Here is a 20,450-nt window from a genome sequence, read left to right on the forward strand (position 1 = left end):
TTCGCAATATACGATATATTGAGCGGACTAACCCTAACTATGAGACCATTCAAGCACCTCCATGGATAAGTTCTTCTATCGCAAGATGGGAAGACAGCCTGGAGGTGTTTTGCATTTATCATGAACATGCTTGGCAAATAGCCAACATCAACGGATAGAGGCACCATAAATGCTATCTATGAATAGATAAATATAATGACAATAAGTTTTCCTTATGCTAGGGATTGCATATCCGTATTTCCCCTTGCGAGCGAAGCCATTTATAGTAATCATCGTAAGGATCAGGCTGCGCCTGCTGAAAGATGGGGGATGGATATGAATAACGGGGAAGTGCTCCTGGCCACGAAGCCGAAGCGAAATAAACAATATAGCGGATTTGCGCTTGGGATTGCTTTGACGCTAATTATCGCAGTTGCAGCGAAGCTGCTTGCAGGATTGCCGTTCCTTAGCATTATGGGACAGCTTGTCATCGCAATACTGATTGGCATCATGTGGCGCGCCACAATCGGGGTGCCTGAACAAATCATAGCGGGAACGAACTTTTCAAGTAAGAAGCTGCTCCGGCTTGGAATCATTCTGCTCGGAATGCGCTTGGATCTCATGGATATTGTACGTGCTGGCCCGAAGGTTTTCTTTATCGCAGTACTCGTAATTGCATTTACCTTGTCAGTCGTATATGGGCTTACGAGACTGTTCAAGGTGGATAAGCGACTCGGTATACTGACGGCATGTGGAACGGCGATTTGTGGAGCGGCGGCCGTAGTGGCGATAGCACCGCAAATTAAAGCGAAAGATGAGGAGACGGCAATCGGCGCGGCCATGGTTGCGATTTTAGGAACTATTTTTACACTTGCCTATACATTCTTGTTTCCGATCCTCGGTTTTTCGGATAATGGATACGGCGTTTTTGCCGGAGCGACGCTGCACGAGATTGCCCACGTGATAGCAGCGGCAGACCCAGGGGGAAGCGCGGCGGTCGATATGGCCGTTATTGTGAAGCTGACACGTGTAGCACTGCTTGTGCCTGTAGCGATTCTCATTGGCATTTGGTCGTCGCGTGAGAGCCGCAGGGAAACGGGAGAAGGGGCTGGAGCAAAGAAAGCAAAAGTGCCAATTCCTTGGTTCATTCTCGGATTCCTGCTTGTCAGCGGCTTTAATTCACTGGGAATTGTACCAGAAGCAATTGCTGGATATATTGTTATTGCGGCTTACATGCTCATTGCTATGGCGATGGCTGGGCTTGGCTTGAATGTCGATCTCGCAGCGTTCCGCAGACTTGGGATGAAGTCGTTCGCGGCGGGATTCATTGGCTCCGTTCTGTTGTCCTTTCTTGGCTTCGGGCTAGTGCATTGGTTCGGCTTGGCATAAATAAATATTTACTAGTAATAAGATATGTGAAAGAACTTTTACAAGAGGTCAACACACCAACACATTGGTTGTTGACCTTTTTGCTTTATTATCATTCTGCCCTGAACAAAAAATAGACGCCCAATTGCTGAGCGTCCCAAGCACAGAATATGACTATGACATCTCCTGAGGGGGAGAATGCAAGATATATTGTTTGCCGCTACATTCTAAATCACGCTTGCATTATGCAGCGCCTCTTCCACTGGCACATAAGGAAGAGCAAGATCACGAGCGACTGCTTCGTATGTGATGGAGCCTCCGGCTGTATTGACGCCGCGCATAAGCGGTTGACTGTTCTGCAATGCTCTGCCGAGCCCAAGATTCGCAATGCTGAGTGCATAAGGAACGGTAACATTCGTAAGCGCCATCGTTGATGTGCGCGGCACAGCACCAGGCATATTTGCTACAGCGTAGTGAACGACACCATGCTTGACGTAAATCGGATCGTCATGAGTCGTAATGCGATCAACCGTCTCGAAAATGCCGCCTTGATCGATTGCGACATCGATGACGACAGAACCAGGCTGCATGGAGCGAATCATCTCTTCCGTGACAAGTTTCGGCGCTTTCGCACCCGGAATGAGAACTGCACCGATAACCAAGTCGGATTCGGCTACAGACTCAGCTATCGTGAGCGGGTTGGACATTAATGTATTTACGCTGGAGCCGAACAGATCATCCAGTTGGCGCAGTCGATCTGCGTTCATATCGATAATGGTGACGTCTGCTCCAAGACCCACTGCGATCTTGGCTGCATTTGTACCGACAACACCACCGCCAATTACTGTAACCTTGCCGCGACGTACGCCTGGAACACCGCCAAGCAGGATTCCGATGCCGCCATGCGGCTTTTCAAGGAACTGTGCGCCAATTTGGGCTGACATACGGCCAGCCACTTCACTCATCGGAGTGAGCAGAGGCAGTGTGCGGTTGATTTCAACGGTCTCATAGGCGAGAGCCGTTACTTTGTGCTCGATTAAGGCGCGAGCCAATTCAGGTTCAGCCGCCAGGTGCAAATACGTGAACAAGATGAGCCCTGGACGGAAATAACCGTACTCGGATGACAGGGGCTCCTTCACTTTCATAATCATATCTGCCTGTGCCCATACTTCTGCTGCACTAGGGATAATAGTTGCTCCTGCCTGTTCATAAGAGGCATTGTCGAAACCGCTTCCAATTCCAGCGTCATGTTCGATAATGACACGATGGCCGGCTTTATGGAATGCAGCTACACCAGCGGGGGTGAGCGCAACGCGATTTTCGTTATTTTTAATTTCCATAGGAATTCCGATTATCATTGCATAGCCTCCTCATATATCCTGAACCTGTTTGGTTATCCAATTAAAGTATAATTCGTCGATCACGCTTGCGCTTTGTTGCAAGCTCCAAAAAAATACCCTGTCCTTGTGTATTTCCCACAAAGCCAGGGACAATTGCGTATCGGTAATCGATCGCAGGGAAGGTTGGCAACGGATGACGTGTTACGTAGATTCGTTGTCCTTGTTTATCGTTGCCAATCGATGCAATTTTAATTCCAAAAAAGCGACATCTTCTCATCCATGCTGTCCATATGAATGCCGCCAACTTCTGCAATGCGCTTTATCCGATACATCAGTGTATTCGTATGAACATGGAGGGCTTCCGCTGTACGCTTCACATTGCAATCGTGACGAAGATATTGTTCGATCGTATGCATAAGCTCACCGAAATGTTCGGAATCATATACACGCAGCTTCTCCAGCCCATCATGCTGATAAGCCTGCTGTGCAGCATGATTCGCGGAGCGCGCGGAACGCTGCTCGGTCAATATTGGCAGATGGCGATAATAGCCCAGCTCGCTGTAGCTATGGATAGAAGCGAGTTCGTCAGGGAATGCCTTCTTTAAGGAAAGAGTGGTCATTGCCTCCTCATAAGATCGCGATACGTTAAGAAATGATGAAGAGCTGTCGCTGGCACCACTGCAAGTGGGGGAGGCGCCGAATCGCTGTTCCATATGGAGAAGAAGTTGTTGGCATTGCACCTTAGACATGTGAAGCGTATTACCTGCTTGTGCTTGCTGCATTAGACCCGGCATCATGATGAGACGGTCACGCTCAACTACATGCAGCAATATCCGAAGATGCTGTGTTGTCTTTAACGTATATTGAATTTGGCGGTATAGCTTTTCTTGGATAGGGGTGTTGAACTGGATGATCCATATGAAATATTCAGATGGGAATGTAATGCCTAGCCGAGCTGCGTGCTCTCGTATTGCTTGCTCAGATGAGTGATGTCCGGTTATAAGCTGCCAGAAGAAATCATGCTTGTGCTGCTCCTGCCGTCTGCTGTGCAACTGGTGCTGCATAAGCTTGGACTTGGCAGCCTGAGCCGCTCGCGACAAGGTATGAAGGGCGGTATCCGGCAGCGGCTGCTCGTTGTCGAGCACCCATATGTAGCCGATAATATCCTGTTGATGGCGAATGGCTACAGCCAAACGATTGCCGAGGCCAACCTCATCGATATGCTGGATGCGTATCGGTTCTGTGCTGGACATAAGCCGCTGCATCGTTCCATCTCTCCATAATGCGCTGATCACCTGCTCCGGGACGCGCCGACCGATAATGGTCGCAATCCGCGCTGGATCGGTGCCCGGATGATGCGTGCTGTACGCAAGCAGCTTATGTCCGGCATCTTCAATTGTGACAGGACACTGCAGCAGATCACTGACGGTGTCGGCAACCGCTTCCAGACTGTCAAAATGCTGTTCGAAAAGATGGTTTATTTTATTCATGCACATGGCTCCTCAACGATAGGAAGATCATGACTATTTTAGCATGAAATCCATCGTTTTGTAGCCGGATTCATCAATTTAAATGCCGACATCCAGTGTGCCATAAGATGGAAAGCGACCGCGCCACCATGCTCTATCATCCCTTCAATTTGAGTGAAGCAGTGGAAACGATTCTGCTGACGATGGAAGCCGTTATTTTCGAGAAACAGTTGCAATGGGACTATGACATCGAGCCTGATTTGATGGTGCATGGCAGCAGTGAACCAATTAAGCAGGTCGTTCTCATTTTGCTTGATAACGCCCTCAAGTATACGAATCCGAACGGATCCGTAACCATTTCTCTGAAAATACAGCATCAGGATGTCGTTCTTACGGTGTCCAATACAGGCAAAGGGAGTGCGCCTGAGCATCTGTCTCGGATTTTTGATCGCTTCTATCGAACCGATGCGTCGAGATCGCGCCAGCAGGGCGGCTACGGGCTTGGTCTGGCAATCGCAAAATCTATCGTCGAGCAGCATAAAGGAAAACTTTACGCGAAGAGTACGATAGGCGAGACGACGTCATTTTATTTGCATCTCACAAGACTGGAAAGTCGCTAATAATCATCGAAACACCTCATTTAGAAAGAAACGGGCAGGGTGACACTGTCACCCCGCCCATTCAAGTACGAATCGATATGATTATTTCAAAATGATGCGCTCAGACAAGGAGTCCCACTTCAAAGCTTTGCCAGTCAGCTTGCTGAATGCGTCAAGGCTCAGGTAGAGGACATTGTGCTCCACTTCTGCCGGAATGGAAATTGCTTTGCCATTCAACGTTACGGAAGCTCCGTCTTTTACCTTCAAGGTTACCTTGTCCTTCGCAAATGTAGTTGTTTTCGATGTGCTGTCATTCGTTACTTTAATTTGCAGCGCTTGTGCAAGCTTCACAGCAGGGAAGAGAACCTTGCCGTCGCGGCTTACCTTGAACTTTGGATACAGGTGCTTGCTTTGCAGCGCGGCTGTTGCTTTCTTCAGATCCAATCCCGCTACCTTCGCGATGCTTGTTGCAATTGCTGTGTTGTCAATTTTACCTTTCACATATTCCGCAATTGGTCCATACGCCCATACGCCAACATCTACCGCAGAGTGGCCATGCCCAGACCAGCCTACCAAGTAACGCTTCGCCATCACTTGATTGAACGCTCCTTCCTGTTTGTAGGAAGAACCATCGCCCTGCATGATGTATTGGGCTTCTTCATCTGTGATGTCAGTGAAGCCTGTATGTTTCTTGATTAACGACTTCACTTCGTCCGTGGACGCTGCTTTTGCAAGCTGTGGCCCAAGAAGCTCGGAGGAGATTTTTTGCTTGCCCCATGCATCGACATTCAGTTCATAAATGTTGTCACGGGACAGAGAAAGGCCGCCTGTCTCATGATCGGCCGTAATGACGATCGAAGTGTTGCCGTCCTTTTTCGCAAAATCAAGAGCGACCTTCACCGCTGCATCAAAATCAAGCGTTTCTTGAATCATGGCACCCAGATCATTCGCGTGAGCTGCGTGATCGATACGTCCGCCTTCAATCATCATGGTGAAGCCTTTAGGGTTCGTAGAGAGAGACTTAATCGCTGCAGATGTCATGTCAGCAAGGCTTGGTGTTTCAGGCTTGCGATCCAGTACATAGTCCACATGAGAATCGTGGAACAGACCGAGAACTTTGCCGTTTTTCGCCGTTAACGATTGCAGACCTTTTTTGTCGTATACGACTTTATAGCCCTTTTTCTCGAAATCAGGAATGATTGTCTTGTCTTCGCGCTTGCCTTTCTCCTGCTTGCTGACGAATTGGCGCTTGCCGCCTCCGAGCAGAACGTCAACAACGCCCGACTCTAAATATTGGGATGCGATTGCATTTTCATTGTCGCGATTGCGGACATGGGAGGCATATGCCGCAGGTGTTGCGTGTGTAATGCGAGCTGTCGTTACGAGGCCAGTCGACTTGCCGATAGCCTTGGAAGCTTCGATGACGGATGCGACTGGCTTCGAAATGTCCTCATTCGATACGCTGATTGCAGCGTTGTATGTTTTGTTGCCCGTTGCAAATGCAGTAGCTGCAGATGCAGAGTCTGTTACTTCGCCGGAGACGATCGTATCCCCGTCCTCGCCTTTGTCAGCGAAGGTCGTTGCCTGGCCCACATACAGGCTGTCCATATATAAGGATGGACGCTTCAGCTTGTTCTTGGAGTAGATTCGTGCGGCAGTTACTTGAGCAGGTCCCATGCCGTCACCAATAAGGACAATGAGATTTTTCGAAGCGGTTTGCGGCTTCGCGGCGCTTTTTAGCCAATACTGCATCGGATTGCATAGCTCCGAACGGCAGCATGAGAAGCGCCAGCGTCGTCACCAACGATTTGCGTAACATTTTATTCAACCGAAATCCCTCCAACCAAGTATGTAATATACAGCTTTATTGTAGACAAGGTTTGTTAGCGATTGTGTAAATAAATGTAATTGGTAAATCAAATAGATTTGAAAATTTTGTAAATCTTATATATGCCTATTATAGATCTCATACGTATATGCCAGATTTGTTGCTTACACTTACAGCAGGAAAAGGTTAATGAAATAGAATGTTGGGAATGGCATGTTGAAAATGCAGGTCGAGTGTTATTGATTTAAGCTGGGAGTGCTGGGTAATTGAAGAGAAATGGGACAGAAGACCTGCAAGGATAATCAGGGAGTCTATTGATTGTTCGTAAGAGGTTACCTATACTTGGTAATGATTTGGTAAAAATATCGGAAGGAGGAAAGAACATCATGGAACGATTTATAGACCCGCTTGGTCTTCCTTTTCGATTTTATGCGATATTGCGCCGGAATGAAGAGGTCGCTGTAAAGTGCCCGAAGTGTAAAGGTCTGGCCTATATTTCTCAAGGGGAATGCGGACTAATGGTGAAGTGCACCTCATGCTTCCATCAAGAAAAGGAACCGGAGGCTTATCGGTGCAGCGCTAGCGGTGTTTGCGCAGTATGCGAAAGATGGTTCAATGAGCAGGTTACCGATCACAAGCAGCAGACGCAGAAGGCAATACGTATCGCTTGTCCTCATTGCTCAGCTGTGAATCAAGTGCCTTTGCGCAGGGCGTTGACGTATACTGGCTGCTACTCTGATTTTCGAGATGAACGGGATCCTGTCTTTCAATTGGAGCTGTACTATTTGGATTATTTCCGCAGTAAGCCCGTATGGGCTGCCAATTGGGAGCATTTGAACTATTTGATCCGCTATATATCGGCAGATTTGCGTGAGAAGCCTGCTGGCGTAATCAAGCGTACAGCTTCCCATTCGCTGCCTGCCTATATGAAGGATGCGAAGAATCGGGAGGCCATCGTGAAGCTGCTGTACAAGCTTCAGCATAAAGATATGTAATTGCATAAGGAGGCAGCATGAGCAAACTCAAGCATAAAATGGCCATCGTACTCTTTGTCCTTGTGGGGTTAAGCATTCCTGCATACTTTATTTTTCGTTCATTTGGCGTGTTCCAAGGTGAGGTAGTGTTGAGCAAGTATGCCTTAGCAATCGAAAAGGACGGTAAAAAGTATGACGCATGGCCTCTGCTAAACTCCATGTCCGCGATGGATAAGAAGGAGGAAGAACGGCAGTTTTATTATCGAGCGGATCCCGGCGACATGGAAGAATTGTTTATGCTGGCATATGGAAAATACGAGGTGAAATCCTCTAAGGAGAACCCATATTTAGATGGCAAGGTTGGATATGACACAGAACGCGAGCATACGTATATCAAAACGGTTTCGAAATATGAGAATGCGAATGATTACACGAATACATATGAATTTTTTGATGATAATGGAAATCATGTGTACACGTATGATCCTGCCGCTCCCGTGGACAAGGACTATGTGAAAGATATTATTAATGCCGGCATGTCTCGGTCAACGGGAGCGGGGGAACTTCTGAGGCTATCGACCGCTACATTAACGTAACGAAGCTGTTCAAAGATAAATTAGACATTACGGTAGAGCTGAAAGTTGACGATAACAATCGTATCGTAACGATCATGATGACACTGGATAGGACGTGATGAAATTGATGAATCAAATTGACTACAGACAAGGCCCTGCTTATTTGGACGGCATTGCAATTCCGGAGAGTCCGGCGACATGGCATGAGGTAGAGTGGACAGGAAGGTTGTCTATTGAAGGCGGAGCGAAGAAATTCCATATTTTCTATTATGGGGAGCTCATCGATGATCTGATTTCATCGACTGATTTTGCTCCGCCGCTCATCATTGCAGAGGATCCAGACACGGGGAAACGCTACGTGCTGTTTGATGGATGCAAGCATGGTTATGATGCGATGCTGTGCGACACCTTCACAGCGGAGCAGCACAATGAGCGGAAGCCGCTGCTTCCTTATGTGGATGGAGACGGAGAGGATTTGTTTGAAGTTTTCGTAACCGTCTATTACAACGTCGACTGGGATGAGGAATTCGAAGAAGAAGTGGATGAGGACGGGAAGCTGGAGCTGATTAGCGGAGAAAAGTGCAACTTCGATGAGGCGAAGCGCAATGGATATGATGCGATCAGTATCACGATCGTGAACTCGCGCGGGCGTAAGACGGAAATCGCCCAGGGAGAGCTGGCTTAGCCAGGATAAAAGAGAGCAGCGGCCTATGAAAAAATCAACAGTTTGTGTACTGCTGGCATTCCTTTTTACAGTGGGTGTACTGGTTGGCGGGGTAAGTTATTATGTGCTATTGCAGCCCTCTGTGCAGCACTTGTTATTAACTCGTCCTTTCATGATCGTGTTGTTTATTGGTTGCGTTATCGGGCTCGTGGCCCTAGTCGGGAGCTTGGTGAAAAGGTTTTTCGGTTCGGAGTTGTTTATGTTGTTCTTAATCGGGATTGTGCTTGGATTCGTGGGGATTTGGATTTGGGCGATGACAGGCGTACTGTCGTAATTTTTAAGACGGAAACCTAGTATGGCGCATGCAACTATGTGAGTTTGAGTAAATGGGTTAGTAAAATATGGAGAAAATCATTTGTGCAACCTTTTGATTGAATGCCCCGTCTGAGTGTGTGAATCAGTTGAAAAAACATTGCGCAATGCGTCACAACACAAGGATTCATTCGAGAGGAAGTGGACTCAGATGAAAAAGACAACCATTGCAACTACCGTAGCATTAGCTCTTGGATTAATGGGCGCACAAGCGTACGCAGCTCCGGCTGCACAACCAGTCGATGCAAAAGCTGTAACAACGAACATGGAAGTGAAAGACTTAGGAACGAATTTCTACGATAAATATGTGAAGAAGTTTGTATATAACGATAAAGGCGACATTGTAGGCACGACACGCGGCGCAGCCTTGGATAACAAATGGGTACATAACGTCGGATCTCAAACGTCGGTAACGATTAACGGCGAAAAGGTAGCCAGCCAAGTGAAGGTCGATGGCAATCATATTCTTGTACCTATACGCACAGTAGCAGAAGGACTGGGCTACAAGCTGGATTGGCATAAGAAGGACAAGTCGGTCACTGCGATTAAGGGAGAGCAGAAGGTTACGGCCGTGTTGAACAAGGATGAGTATGGACAAGTGAAGGATATCCTGCAATTGGGCAAGGCCGCCTTGCTTAAGGATAAGCAGTTGTATGTACCGCTGCAGTTCGTCTCCGATGTGCTGCATGCTGGCGTGACGATGGATGCCGACGGACATATTGAGATTGTTCAAACCAACCAACTTCCGCAGGATTCCTTCGGCGGCATGCATTGGGTGCTTGTCGTCAATGGCGAAGGGCTTGGCGAGATTTCCAAGGAAGTATTCACGACGGAACACAACGTCATGGTGCCAATCGAAGAAATCAGTAAGGCGCTTGGCTATAAAGTCGAAAAGAACGAAAAGACTGGAGCATATGAGTTCATGCGCGGAGCGAGATGGATTGCGCTGAAAGAGGGCGACAAGAATGCATCTGTAGCAAAGATGTTCGTCGAGCTGAAGGAAGCGCCGGTCGTAAAGGACGGCAAGCTCTTCATGCCGCTTGACTCCCTGCAAGATGTCTTCGGCGCGAAGTTCGGCGTAGACCCAACAGGCGTTGTTGGGATTAGCGACAAAGAGTAAGTTGTTGTTATCAACTGAGGCTCTTGCTTCAGTTTAGATATAAGTTAGTTTAAAAGATAAATAGACAGAGAAAGTACAAAGAGAAGATAAAAAAAGGTTAGAATTATAGGTGAGTCAAAAGACACGCTGGTAGTGAGGGGAAATCCCTAGCTGCTGGCGTGTCTTTTTGTGTTAGAAGAGGATATGAGCGCTATACGGAATTCGATAACCAAGCTCAGTTTCAAACAGATGAACAACTTGACGTTGAAGTCCATGATTATTTCATTAGTTTAATCATCACCGGATCTACGGAACACTTAATTATCTTACTCTGTTGAAGCTAGGATTGTGTCCTTATAAGAGTTTGTTCAGTGCAGCGTTGAAAATCCCAGCACAAAAGGGCTGGTTGACTATGATATATATCACAAATGCCAGTGAATTTTATCGGTAAAATATACTGGACATCTAAGAGAATATATCATGGGGGTAAGAAAAGTATGTTAGACCAATTATTAAGTCCATTTACTTCGATCCTATCGAGGCTAAAATATGGGCAAAAGTTTATGCTCATCAGTGTACTATTTATTATTCCAATAGTAGTCCTTCTATATAATTGGAACGCGACACAGCAAACTCAAATAAAATTCATCAAAGGCGAACAAGCTGGTGTTGAGCAGATCAGTGAAATAATGCCCTTCATGCTACAAGTACAACAGCAACGTGGGCTTATAAATGGTTACTTGAATGGAAATAAAGAATCAAAGAGCGCAATTGAGGCGAAGCTACAAGAAATTGCTCAATTGATTGGACACATGGAAGCAAAATTCCAGAAGAAAAACCTACCCCAGTCATACGAAAAATGGGCTTCTATTCATAGAGAATGGATTGAACTGCGTGATTCTTATAAAAGCTTAAAGGCGGCAGATAGTTTTGTTCGTCATTCAAAACTGGTGGAGCAGATAGAAGAACTTATTGTCAGCAGCGCCGATGAGTCTGAATTATCACTTGATAATGAAATTAATTCATACTATTTGATGAGATTGGTCGTTCAGGAACTGCCTGCATTAATCGAAAACTCCGCTTTTATCCGGGGAAGTGGCAATGGTATTCTTGCATCGAAAACGCTAACGGATGAGTTGAAAATCCAGCTACTTCTGAAAGAATATGAGAGTAAGACTGCTCTTGTCAATCTAAATAAATCTCTTTCCAAAATTGCGGAATCTCAGAGTAACAATAATGTGAATCTAGTTGAGAAGGGAGGGCAAGTTGCACAAAATATTCAAGACTATCTCGTTTTACTTGAACAAGAAATTATACATAAGCAAGAGATGAACATGAATCCTGATACTTTTTTCACTCAAGGGACGGTTGCGATCACAACAGCGGATGAGGTATTCAAACTTGCCATAATGGAATTAGATCATATTCTTCAAAAACGGATCGATGACTATACTGCTGAGCGCAATATAACATTATTGATTATGGTGGTAGTCTTACTATTAGTAGTCATATTTTATGTAGCATTCTTTAAAAGTGTTATGGATACAGTGAGTATCTTAAAGCAAAGAGCGGAATCGATGGCGAAGGGTGATTTCTCCCAAGACATTGTACTGAATACTAAGGATGAGCTGCAGCTTGTAGGTGCGGCCTTTAATGAAATGCAAAGATCGATGAATCGAGTGCTTAGTTTAAATCAACAAATTTCCTTAACAACATTTCAATCCTCCCAGCAACTAACTGGAATCTCAGATCAATCAATACAGGCTATGAACAAGGTTGCCGATTCTGTGCAGAAAGTATCGGATGGGACAGCTTCACAAAAGAAAACGACAGTGGAAGCGGCATCTGCAATGAATGAGATGGCGATTGGGATTACACGAGTTGCGGAAGCGGCATCTGAGGTTGCTTCGGTTGCCATTCGTGCAAGTGAAAATGCAGTAATTGGGAATCAGCAACTGATAGAAACCGTGGATCAAATGGTGAGTATTAAGAAGGCTCAGGCTGATTCTGCCCAGATTGTAGCTAAGCTTGACGAGCATTCAGTACGTATTGGTCAAATTATAAATTCAATTATGGAGATTGCTGGGCAAACAAAGCTGCTTGCCTTAAATGCAAATATTGAAGCGGCACGTGCGGGGGAGCATGGTCGTGGATTTAGCGTAGTTGCACAAGAGATAGGAGCGCTTGCCGAAGAAACATCGAGCTCTGGGAAATCCATTTCTGACCTATTGATTGATATTCGATCGCTTGTTGGAGAAACGGTATCCGCTATGGATTCGATACAAATCGAGACGAGTATGGGTATGGAATCTATTGCACGAACGAAGGAGACCATTGATGGCATTCTTAGTGAGGTTAAGCTTGTAAGTGAACAAATTCAGGAAGTATCCGCAATCACTGAGGAAATGTCAGCTGGAATGGAGGAAGTGGCGGCTTCAATTACAGATGTATCTGATATTTCTCAACGTACATCGAATGAAGCTGAGATAATGGCTACAGGTACAGCAGAACAACTAGTTTCCGCAGAGAAAATCCAAATTTCTGCCAAAGAGTTAAGGGATATGTCACAGCAATTGCAGAATGACTTAAGCAAATTTGTATTGTGCAATGACGTTATAATAAATTAAGTTCGTTTGTAATTCAGGGTACCGATCTCGACTGATATCAACGGCGCTTTAGAAAAAATCGCTTTTATTATGTATTAAGATTTATCACGGGTTCTTTGGTATGTAAAAGAGTCGGTTATTTCGTCCAAGAAGGAAGCAGGTAAATGGGCTCTCAATTATTTACCGAGCGACTATCATAACTTAATTGCACGGTGTCTTGCCAAGTATCGAAATGAATTAGACGATCTGAATCTCGACGAAACGATGCTCTTAAACTACACGGAATATATGCTTCAAGAAATGCAGTGCTCCGCTGAATCAGCAACGATTTGATAAAATCGGCAGAGACTCATGAAAGTGCGAATAGAAGAGCATCAGACAAGAATTTGTAAACAGCACCGTGCCAATAGAAAAAACGATTTTGAAATCACTTAAGAAAAAATCTTATCATTAATTGGGGTGTCTCAGATGAAAAAGAGTATTATCATATCGACTTTTGTGGCTGTATTTATTATAGGGACAGCAACTGGATTTGCAGCTTCAAATTATAAAGAAGTAAAAGCTTTATTGTATCCTGCTGTAAAGGTAGACTTAAATGGACATGAAGCCAGTAATGTAAAGGCACTAATGTATGAGGGAACTTTATATTTACCAGTCAAGTCGATGACGGATTATTTCGGGCTTAATTCCAAATTAGAATTTAATAAGAAGGAAAATAAGATTACGATTGGTGGGCCCAAATATCTTAATTTGTTCAATAGCGAATCCAATAATTTTTATCAGGTTATGGTGAACGGAAACTGGGGTGCCTCATATCAAACCAACGAACGACAAGTGGTAAGCAATTATTACATGGGTGTTGATATTTTTCTGCAGACAATAAATAATTCGAACTTAGAACAATACACGAAGGCACTCCAACAAAAACTTAGTAGTATAGGTTATACCGTTTCCAATGAAATAAATCGAAAGATTGCTGGCGAAAATGCAAAAGTATTGGATTATAAAACAGATGGATCTATAGGGAAAATAGCTATCCTTCAAAAGGATGATGATTACGTAACGCTTATGTTCTTCGTTGATAAAACTCGTTATAAAAAAGAGGATATGAAAGAGTTCGACAACATTGTAAAAAGCTTTACTATCCAACTAGTAAATTAATAGTTTAAAGGGGTTTTGGAATCAAGCTATATAGAAGAAGGCGTAGACTATATAACGACGCTAAATATGGATATGCACAAAACCAGTTGTTCCTACTTCAAGATCACGGTGTATGGGTAAATCACAAGAAAGTTTTACGCTTGATGCAGGCCATGAACTTACGATCCAACATCGCCGAAAGTGTCGTTATAACTCCTCATCCGGAGATGGACGAGTTGAGCAGATGAGCTTACATAACGATAATCAACTTGTTCTTCAAACGTTTAAGAAAGCCTTAATGTATATTTGTTGTTTTAAAAATAAAGGATGCCTCGAAAAAGGCATCCTTTATTCTGTATCAGGTTTGAAAATCAAATACAGCACATAAACAATAAGTGTAGCGATACCCAATTCAAATAGTAGCCTCAAATAATCCAATTGATAAGCTACAAAGAATTCATCTACTTGATGTTCTCCTTGCAGTTCCCAAAGAGAAACGTATTTCTTAGAATGATACCTCATTTCTTCTCCCCAAACTACAGTCACTGGAACTTTGAACAGACCCAAAAAGGTAATTACGATCAAATAGATGCTCAGAAAAATTCTCTTGATAAGCAAATACAAAACCTCCTAAAAACAATTGATTGTCAATATTCGACATCTCGAGAACATAAATCCTATAAATATTTTTTACAGGATCAATATTCGACAGACAAGCCCTTGGGCATATGTTAAATTTAGATCGCATTTAGGATTTTTATAAATGCACCATATCCATATTATAGGGGGGATAAGAAGATGAAAAAAGTATCTATTGCATCTTTGACTCTGCTTATGGTTTGCAGTTTGTTCATGTCTGCTGTATCTGCAAGTCCAGACATTACACAGAACATCGAAAAAGTCCCTGGTTCTGAGACGAGATGATTAGATGCTGACATATTTGATTTTTTCATAGCCAACTTTGTAATAGCTTACTTCTACATCGAATATGGAGACTATGTTAAAGCTTTTTGGCTGTCTGTTTACTTGGTGACTATGGTTTTTGTTATTGATTTGATTAGGCACTATATAAAAAAGGGAAAAATAATTAGGGTCAGGATAAACAATGTTCTCACTTTCTTAGTAGATTGCAAGCTGACCACCGTCCTTGATGGAGTTCATTGTGAAGGGTTTTAAACTCTTTAGACCTTGGAATTTCCTACTGGAGGTACCAAGGACTTTGTGTAAATTTCACTGATTAAAAAATGATCACATCTACTGTATCTTGGGGCGTAGGATTAACGGCAGAAGATATTATGTTGTCCTTTATTTAATATCTTAAGTGTAGGAGGTGGTATTTATGGTCGATCAGGATACTAACAAAAAGTTGAAGTTTATTGTTAATACTATTGTAGTTGTTTTAGTTCTTGTCATCATCTTAATTGTTTTTGGCGTTGTTCAATTCATCCTCATGACCTCATGACATGATTTTAGTACAGTTGATGGACATAATGATGGATAATCCAAAGATATTTCCCTTATTCAGAATAAGGTTTTTTTTATTAATAGGGCAACTTTGTGTCAATTGACATCAGAGAGTTGTTAAAATACCTAATTTGTAGTAAAGCTCAAGCCGGTCTTGCTGGGGGAAGAAATCAGCTCGAGTGGTCTATGATCAGGTTATACAATGACAATTATTTGATGGAGTTTTTGCGTTTCCGAAACCTTATAGTTTGTTGCTTTACAATGAGTTCATCTAATTGCTGGCTTATCCGTACAACCTCTTCGTCTGTGAATTTTTGTTTCTCCCTTACGACTTCGATTAATTTGTTCCTTAGATTATTTATTTGGTCATTAATCGACTTATCAATATGGTTTCACCTCACATACACACTACCATGATTGTTTCCATTGGCAAGTATAATGTACGTTTCAATATATTCCATATAATAGAATTAAAGAAACAAAATAACAGCAATCAAAAGAGCACCCGGAGGTGCCCTTTGATTGCTGTTATTTGTTCATTTTCTTCTTGTAGATCAATTGCTGCCTGACAAGCCCAATAAACACAACAGTAAAGAGTATGGATTGAATCCAGTTACTTCCACTCTTGAAGATCGTGTTGTAATACGACACCAGTAGCCCGATTGCCAAAAACCCCAAGTAAATAAAGTTCCTAACTATGAGGTTCTTTCTAAAGATGAAGTGAATGACAAATACGGCTAATAGAACGTATAGAGTAAGAAAAGAAATGGTAGTTAAAAACGTTTCCAATTGACTGAGTTCCATAACTCCCTCCTCTGTGTTAATGCCAACTAGTTGGACGTGACCTCATAATAGATCACTGGCAACCAATGAATGTTGAGCGTTGCACCGTTCCCACGATTGTAATAATCAAAGTCATTCGCGATTGAGTTTGCAGCCCAACCCCAAGCGGCACCAGTTACAGCAGCTAGCCAACCTCCTGGAATAAAAGCAGCAATAGCAGCAAGGAAAGAGGTGGTATTACCTGATTGACGCATTGCAAGAGCGTGTGCTTTTGTTTCCGAGTCGCTAAAAGTGATTGCTACTCCCCACCAGTAAGTGTTGCTGAAAGCATTAGTCGAATATCTTTCTGATACGCTCACTTGCCCGTTTTGGATTACAATTGTCCCTTGACGAACTTCTGCATTAAGGCTATCGATGCCTTTTTTGTAATGCTCATAGATGTCTGCACCTACGACATTCTTCGCGGCAGGATCAATCACGAATTGGTCTTTACTGACCGTGATGTATCGATCCATGACTGATATGGCATTAAGAACCTTTTTGCTGAACTCATCCTTTCCGATTTGAAGCATGTGACCTTGTTTCTGTGACTCAGCCTGCTGTTCTGGCACAGATGCCGCCAATGCCATTGGTGCGAACATCGAGAATGCCATGCTTACACTTAATAGGGATACGATCCATTTCTTCTTCAAGCAACTCGCCTCCTGGAATTTTTTGGCGAAGTTACTCTTATACATGGGCGGACTCAGCATCACGATAAATTGTATGCGCATCACTTATGTAATGATACATCATCTATTTCTAAGGTGATTTAAAGAGTAACCTCACATGGCGAATATATAATACGTTTCAGTTATTCCAGAAAATAGATGAAAAAGAAACGGAAGATAAAAGAAAAAGCACCTTTAAGGTGTTTCTAGCGCGATTATAATATATCACCATGGGTGAATGCCGTTTTGATTATCCGACAAAGCTTTTCTTTAACTCTAGCGTTCACTTTTGAGTAGTAAGAAGCTCCTTCCACCATATAATTAATACATGCTTCATAATCGCCGACAGCTAAATAATATTCTCCTTTGATTTGAAGGTAATCAGCATATCTAGAAAGGATTAAAGGGTTACTCGTGTTTAAAATGGATGGGTTTATTGTGCTACCTTCTAATACATTTTTAGCACCTTCGAGGTTATTTTGCTGTAAGTACAAACGGAGTAGCTGGTTGGTAGCAGAAATTACAGAATCATTACTGCACGACTTCAAAAATAATAGGAGTTGATTTATCGATTGTTCAATATTACCCTTTTTGGAGTTGATAAACGCCTCCATAAGAATAGCATTTTCTCGAATGTACGGATAGTCAAATTGCTTGTACTGCAACGAGTAAAGCTCCGACTCTTCATACTCCCCAAGAGCAAAATGTGCGTCTCTGAGGACGCCAAGTGCATTTACTTTATAGAAGCTTTCGCCATATTCTAATACTTTTTTGCTGTGGTCATTACTTTCTGAATAAAGTCTTAGATTAAGAGAATGGATGCCTAATTTGTAGTACAGCTCGATCCGTTCTTGTTGGGGTAAGAAATCAGCATAATGAAGAATATACTTTCCACTATAGTAGGTTTCCTTCAATTTACTAAAATCATTTCGCTCAATCAGGTATCGTTGATACATTCCTTTGGCGATGTAAGGCATCATTCCATGTGAACGCGAGTGCTCAATGATGAGATTATACAATAATAACTTAATGGAGTTATCTTCAATGGAGTCGATGTTCTGATAAAGCTTTTCGATTAAATCGTAGCTATCTTCATTGCAGGATTCTAGGAACTTGGTGGCGACCTTTTGAATCAGTTCGTTGTTGCTCTTATGTTGGATCGTCGTGTGCAGAATATGCAGCAATGAATCTGATCTTCTCTCGATTTCCACGTAATAATCAATCAGTGTTTCTAAGGGGATATTTAATGCCTTTGCCAACGGGTGTACGGTCGAGAATTGCGGTCGTTTTACATTTCCGTTTTCAATTCGTGATATTGTCCCCTTTGGAATGCCGGATAGCTCTGATATTTGTGTTAATGTTATGTTTGATGCACGTCTGGTGTCTTGGATAAGTTCCCCGATTGTTTTGATGACCGCAACTTCCAATATAATCCCTCTTCCTTTTGGATTTATCACCTATATTTTACTATGTTATGAAGGTCGTGTAAATTGTGGGAGGACATTAGAAGCAAAGATAAGAAACGGAGGGAGATAATCTCACCCTTTTGTTTTGGATGGTGAATAGGCTTGAGCTTCAATTCTCCGATTGATATGCAAAAATATCATACGAGAAGTTAATCGAGGAACTTCATCCAGAAATAAAATTATGGACGTTGGATACGATACAAAAAAGTCTAAGAAATCATTATTTTTACGAACAAAATGGGTACAAGTTGGTTGCTGAAGATAAATATAAAAGACTTATTAATGGATCAAAGCAGCCTATCAAATCTTACTATTCAAAATTGTAATGTAAAGGGTGTTACAATTAACGGAATCTTAGTAAGTTAATTGCTGAAATTTACAATAAATAGATTTAGGCGGTTAAATTAAGGCTATGACATCATCCTATAATAGCTGGGATAGGAGACAATTATGGACATCAATCTTGTCCCTGTTACCTTTGAAGAGAAGGAATCATTCGTTAATCTATATCAATTTTATCTATATGACTTCAGTCTGTATACAGATCAAGACGTAAACTAAAGATGGAAGCTTCGAAGAGAACATCGATTACTTTTGGGAAGGCGACAAGCGGTGGAATCCCTATTTCATCGATTTATCTGGAACAATCGTTGGGTTTTTGGTCGTGCTTTTTGAGAATTTAGATACCGATCCGGAACCGACACATGTCATCTATGATTTTAAGAAGTATAGTAAAAATGGAATTGGTCAATGTGCTGCGAAGAAATAGAGACAACCTATTAGACAGGGGAAACATTTAGAATGAATCAACAAGTTGTTTTAGACCATATCACGAATCTCTTGAAATGTGAATTATCGCAATCGCTAGTCGGAATCTATTTACACGGTTCAATGGCGATGGGATGCTTTACCCCTCAACAAAGCATATTGATATATTAGTCATTGTAAAGGAAAAGCTACCTAATTATATGTACAAAATTATTGCTCGGGAAATAATTCGTCTATAAAAGGATGAACGCTAGAGCACGGTATTCGATATTGGAGTGAATGGAGTAAGGTAGAAAAGTATTTTTTAGTTCCGAACTCCGTGCTCTAGCTAAGCCTTTACTTGTATCGAAGATTATATGAATTACGCCTGATTACAAATCTAGCTCTGGCTGTTCCACTTCTTGCGGAACGGATGCCCGAAGCACCTGAACGTTGGACGTCGCCTGGAGTCCCCTATAGGCAGCATGGATTCTCGTGAATCCCGCTTTACGGCCAATCAGGTTCCCCTCATCATCGCACTCGAGAATGTCCGGATTGGCGCTTCGGAAAGTTGCTTCCTTGGTCACGTCTATTTCTTTATGTACGGAATAGTCGTAAAGGATGACCCTTACATCGATCATGGAGCCGGCACTTAGCGAGTAGTCGTTCGAATCCAGCCGGAGGTTTCCGCGGACCGGTTCAGGCTCAACCCAATCCTCCGGAAGCACGGTTACTTTCAAGCTGGTATTGAGCCCTCCATAAGAGGCCCCAATATAAGTGACTCCAGGCTCATCCCCGTGACTCTACCTGATGCGTCGACGTCAGCAATACGGGGATTATCCGATCTATATACGGCTGCGCCTGATATATCGCTGACCATTCCATTACCGTACACGGCTTGCAGTACTGTCGGCATGCTGGTGCCTGATATTACTTGCATCTCTTTCTCCATGAATGAAATGCTTGCCAATGTCTGTTCTGTAGGAGGCATGTTCTCGAAAGGTGTCAGCTTCATGAGCTGAAGCTTCCATACCTCTCCTCGTTTCACGGTTCCGGTAAAAATAAACCCGCCGTCGCGAGCTATCGCTGCCTTGCCAACGTCGCTCAGCGTCGGGCCTGGGAGTACTTCGCGGCTTGTCAACACGCCGTTTACGTCGAACGTGACTATCGCATATTCCCATTTCCTGTCCGAGCTCTCGCTTAATGTGCCTGTACCGAGCAGGGCATACCCGTCTTTCGTCCGCACCAAGCTTCTGAACGATTCCGG

23 protein-coding genes are annotated in these 20,450 nt (G+C 43.3%); 12 read left to right on the plus strand and 11 right to left on the minus strand.

The features are described from left to right. The first annotated feature begins 315 nt into the window (after positions 1-315). Complete coding sequence (locus tag PAV_RS11515) at positions 316-1,368, plus strand: YeiH family protein (protein WP_005546260.1); 1,053 nt, start codon at positions 316-318, stop codon at positions 1,366-1,368. Positions 1,369-1,574: 206 nt separating this feature from the next. On the opposite strand, the gene ald is transcribed toward PAV_RS11515, so the two are convergent. Together ald and PAV_RS11525 are read right to left on the minus strand one after the other, a co-directional pair. Continuing rightward, positions 1,575-2,705 carry an alanine dehydrogenase gene (gene ald / locus PAV_RS11520; RefSeq protein ID WP_005546262.1) on the minus strand — a complete coding sequence of 377 codons (1,131 nt, stop codon included), beginning with the start codon at positions 2,703-2,705 and terminating at the stop codon, positions 1,575-1,577. Positions 2,706-2,935: 230 nt separating this feature from the next. After that, the gene (locus tag PAV_RS11525; RefSeq protein WP_005546264.1) at positions 2,936-4,177 is read right to left on the minus strand and encodes a PucR family transcriptional regulator; all 1,242 of its coding nucleotides are present in this window, start codon (positions 4,175-4,177) and stop codon (positions 2,936-2,938) included. A 107-nt stretch (positions 4,178-4,284) separates the two neighbouring features. Here PAV_RS11525 and PAV_RS11530 point away from each other — a divergent pair, with 107 nt between their 5' ends. After that, positions 4,285-4,776, plus strand: coding sequence for a sensor histidine kinase (locus PAV_RS11530; RefSeq protein ID WP_081505720.1), 492 nt, complete (start codon positions 4,285-4,287; stop codon positions 4,774-4,776). 81 nt (positions 4,777-4,857) lie between these two features. On the opposite strand, the gene PAV_RS11535 is transcribed toward PAV_RS11530, so the two are convergent. Beyond that, positions 4,858-6,507, minus strand: a complete 1,650-nt coding sequence (locus PAV_RS11535) for an alkaline phosphatase (RefSeq protein ID WP_005546269.1) — start codon at positions 6,505-6,507, stop codon at positions 4,858-4,860. Beyond that, complete coding sequence (locus PAV_RS36110; RefSeq protein ID WP_238555807.1) at positions 6,437-6,583, minus strand: hypothetical protein; 147 nt, start codon at positions 6,581-6,583, stop codon at positions 6,437-6,439. Before PAV_RS36110 ends, PAV_RS11535 begins: the two co-directional genes overlap by 71 nt. Positions 6,584-6,969: 386 nt before the next feature. Here PAV_RS36110 and PAV_RS11540 point away from each other — a divergent pair, with 386 nt between their 5' ends. The 9 genes from PAV_RS11540 (at position 6,970) to PAV_RS37580 (ending at position 14,261) form a co-directional block, all read left to right on the plus strand. Further along, on the plus strand, positions 6,970-7,578 hold the full coding sequence (locus PAV_RS11540; RefSeq protein WP_005546271.1) for a hypothetical protein: 609 nt from the start codon (positions 6,970-6,972) through the stop codon (positions 7,576-7,578). A gap of 17 nt (positions 7,579-7,595) precedes the next feature. Continuing rightward, positions 7,596-8,153, plus strand: coding sequence for a hypothetical protein (locus tag PAV_RS11545; protein WP_005546273.1), 558 nt, complete (start codon positions 7,596-7,598; stop codon positions 8,151-8,153). Positions 8,154-8,250: 97 nt separating this feature from the next. Continuing rightward, on the plus strand, positions 8,251-8,817 hold the full coding sequence (locus tag PAV_RS11550) for a hypothetical protein (RefSeq protein WP_005546275.1): 567 nt from the start codon (positions 8,251-8,253) through the stop codon (positions 8,815-8,817). Between the two features lie 25 nt (positions 8,818-8,842). Further along, complete coding sequence (locus PAV_RS11555; protein ID WP_005546277.1) at positions 8,843-9,130, plus strand: hypothetical protein; 288 nt, start codon at positions 8,843-8,845, stop codon at positions 9,128-9,130. Positions 9,131-9,319: 189 nt separating this feature from the next. After that, positions 9,320-10,288: a stalk domain-containing protein gene (locus PAV_RS11560; RefSeq protein WP_005546280.1), complete on the plus strand. Its 969-nt coding sequence runs from the start codon at positions 9,320-9,322 to the stop codon at positions 10,286-10,288. 476 nt (positions 10,289-10,764) lie between these two features. Continuing rightward, the gene (locus tag PAV_RS11565; RefSeq protein WP_005546282.1) at positions 10,765-12,894 is read left to right on the plus strand and encodes a methyl-accepting chemotaxis protein; all 2,130 of its coding nucleotides are present in this window, start codon (positions 10,765-10,767) and stop codon (positions 12,892-12,894) included. A gap of 117 nt (positions 12,895-13,011) precedes the next feature. Further along, positions 13,012-13,206: an aminoglycoside adenylyltransferase domain-containing protein gene (locus PAV_RS37575; RefSeq protein WP_372515410.1), complete on the plus strand. Its 195-nt coding sequence runs from the start codon at positions 13,012-13,014 to the stop codon at positions 13,204-13,206. Between the two features lie 135 nt (positions 13,207-13,341). Beyond that, on the plus strand, positions 13,342-14,034 hold the full coding sequence (locus PAV_RS11570; RefSeq protein ID WP_005546284.1) for a hypothetical protein: 693 nt from the start codon (positions 13,342-13,344) through the stop codon (positions 14,032-14,034). 20 nt (positions 14,035-14,054) lie between these two features. Next, complete coding sequence (locus tag PAV_RS37580; protein WP_081505722.1) at positions 14,055-14,261, plus strand: helix-turn-helix domain-containing protein; 207 nt, start codon at positions 14,055-14,057, stop codon at positions 14,259-14,261. Positions 14,262-14,361: 100 nt separating this feature from the next. Here the strand turns inward: PAV_RS37580 and PAV_RS11575 are convergent, their stop codons facing one another. Further along, positions 14,362-14,631, minus strand: coding sequence for a hypothetical protein (locus tag PAV_RS11575; protein ID WP_005546286.1), 270 nt, complete (start codon positions 14,629-14,631; stop codon positions 14,362-14,364). Positions 14,632-14,811: 180 nt separating this feature from the next. Between PAV_RS11575 and PAV_RS36875 the strand changes: the two genes are divergently transcribed. Further along, positions 14,812-14,937 (plus strand): hypothetical protein, encoded by a 126-nt coding sequence (locus tag PAV_RS36875; protein ID WP_005546288.1) that lies wholly within the window; start codon positions 14,812-14,814, stop codon positions 14,935-14,937. A 749-nt stretch (positions 14,938-15,686) separates the two neighbouring features. Here PAV_RS36875 and PAV_RS33350 read toward each other — a convergent pair. From PAV_RS33350 to PAV_RS11605, 6 genes are all read right to left on the minus strand, one after another. After that, a complete protein-coding gene (locus PAV_RS33350; RefSeq protein WP_081505738.1) occupies positions 15,687-15,863 on the minus strand; it encodes an aspartyl-phosphate phosphatase Spo0E family protein in 177 nt (58 codons plus the stop codon). Positions 15,864-16,005: 142 nt separating this feature from the next. Then, positions 16,006-16,281: a hypothetical protein gene (locus tag PAV_RS11580; protein ID WP_005546291.1), complete on the minus strand. Its 276-nt coding sequence runs from the start codon at positions 16,279-16,281 to the stop codon at positions 16,006-16,008. Positions 16,282-16,307: 26 nt separating this feature from the next. Beyond that, the gene (locus PAV_RS11585; protein ID WP_005546292.1) at positions 16,308-16,952 is read right to left on the minus strand and encodes a hypothetical protein; all 645 of its coding nucleotides are present in this window, start codon (positions 16,950-16,952) and stop codon (positions 16,308-16,310) included. Between the two features lie 233 nt (positions 16,953-17,185). Beyond that, the gene (locus tag PAV_RS11590) at positions 17,186-18,397 is read right to left on the minus strand and encodes a helix-turn-helix domain-containing protein (protein WP_005546294.1); all 1,212 of its coding nucleotides are present in this window, start codon (positions 18,395-18,397) and stop codon (positions 17,186-17,188) included. A gap of 1,178 nt (positions 18,398-19,575) precedes the next feature. Next, positions 19,576-19,923: a hypothetical protein gene (locus tag PAV_RS11600; protein ID WP_005546298.1), complete on the minus strand. Its 348-nt coding sequence runs from the start codon at positions 19,921-19,923 to the stop codon at positions 19,576-19,578. Then, positions 19,920-20,432, minus strand: a complete 513-nt coding sequence (locus PAV_RS11605) for a hypothetical protein (protein WP_005546300.1) — start codon at positions 20,430-20,432, stop codon at positions 19,920-19,922. Before PAV_RS11605 ends, PAV_RS11600 begins: the two co-directional genes overlap by 4 nt. Between the last annotated feature and the right edge of the window lie 18 nt (positions 20,433-20,450).

The sequence above is a fragment of the Paenibacillus alvei DSM 29 genome (assembly GCF_000293805.1).
Taxonomy (GTDB): Bacteria; Bacillota; Bacilli; order Paenibacillales; family Paenibacillaceae; genus Paenibacillus_B; species Paenibacillus_B alvei.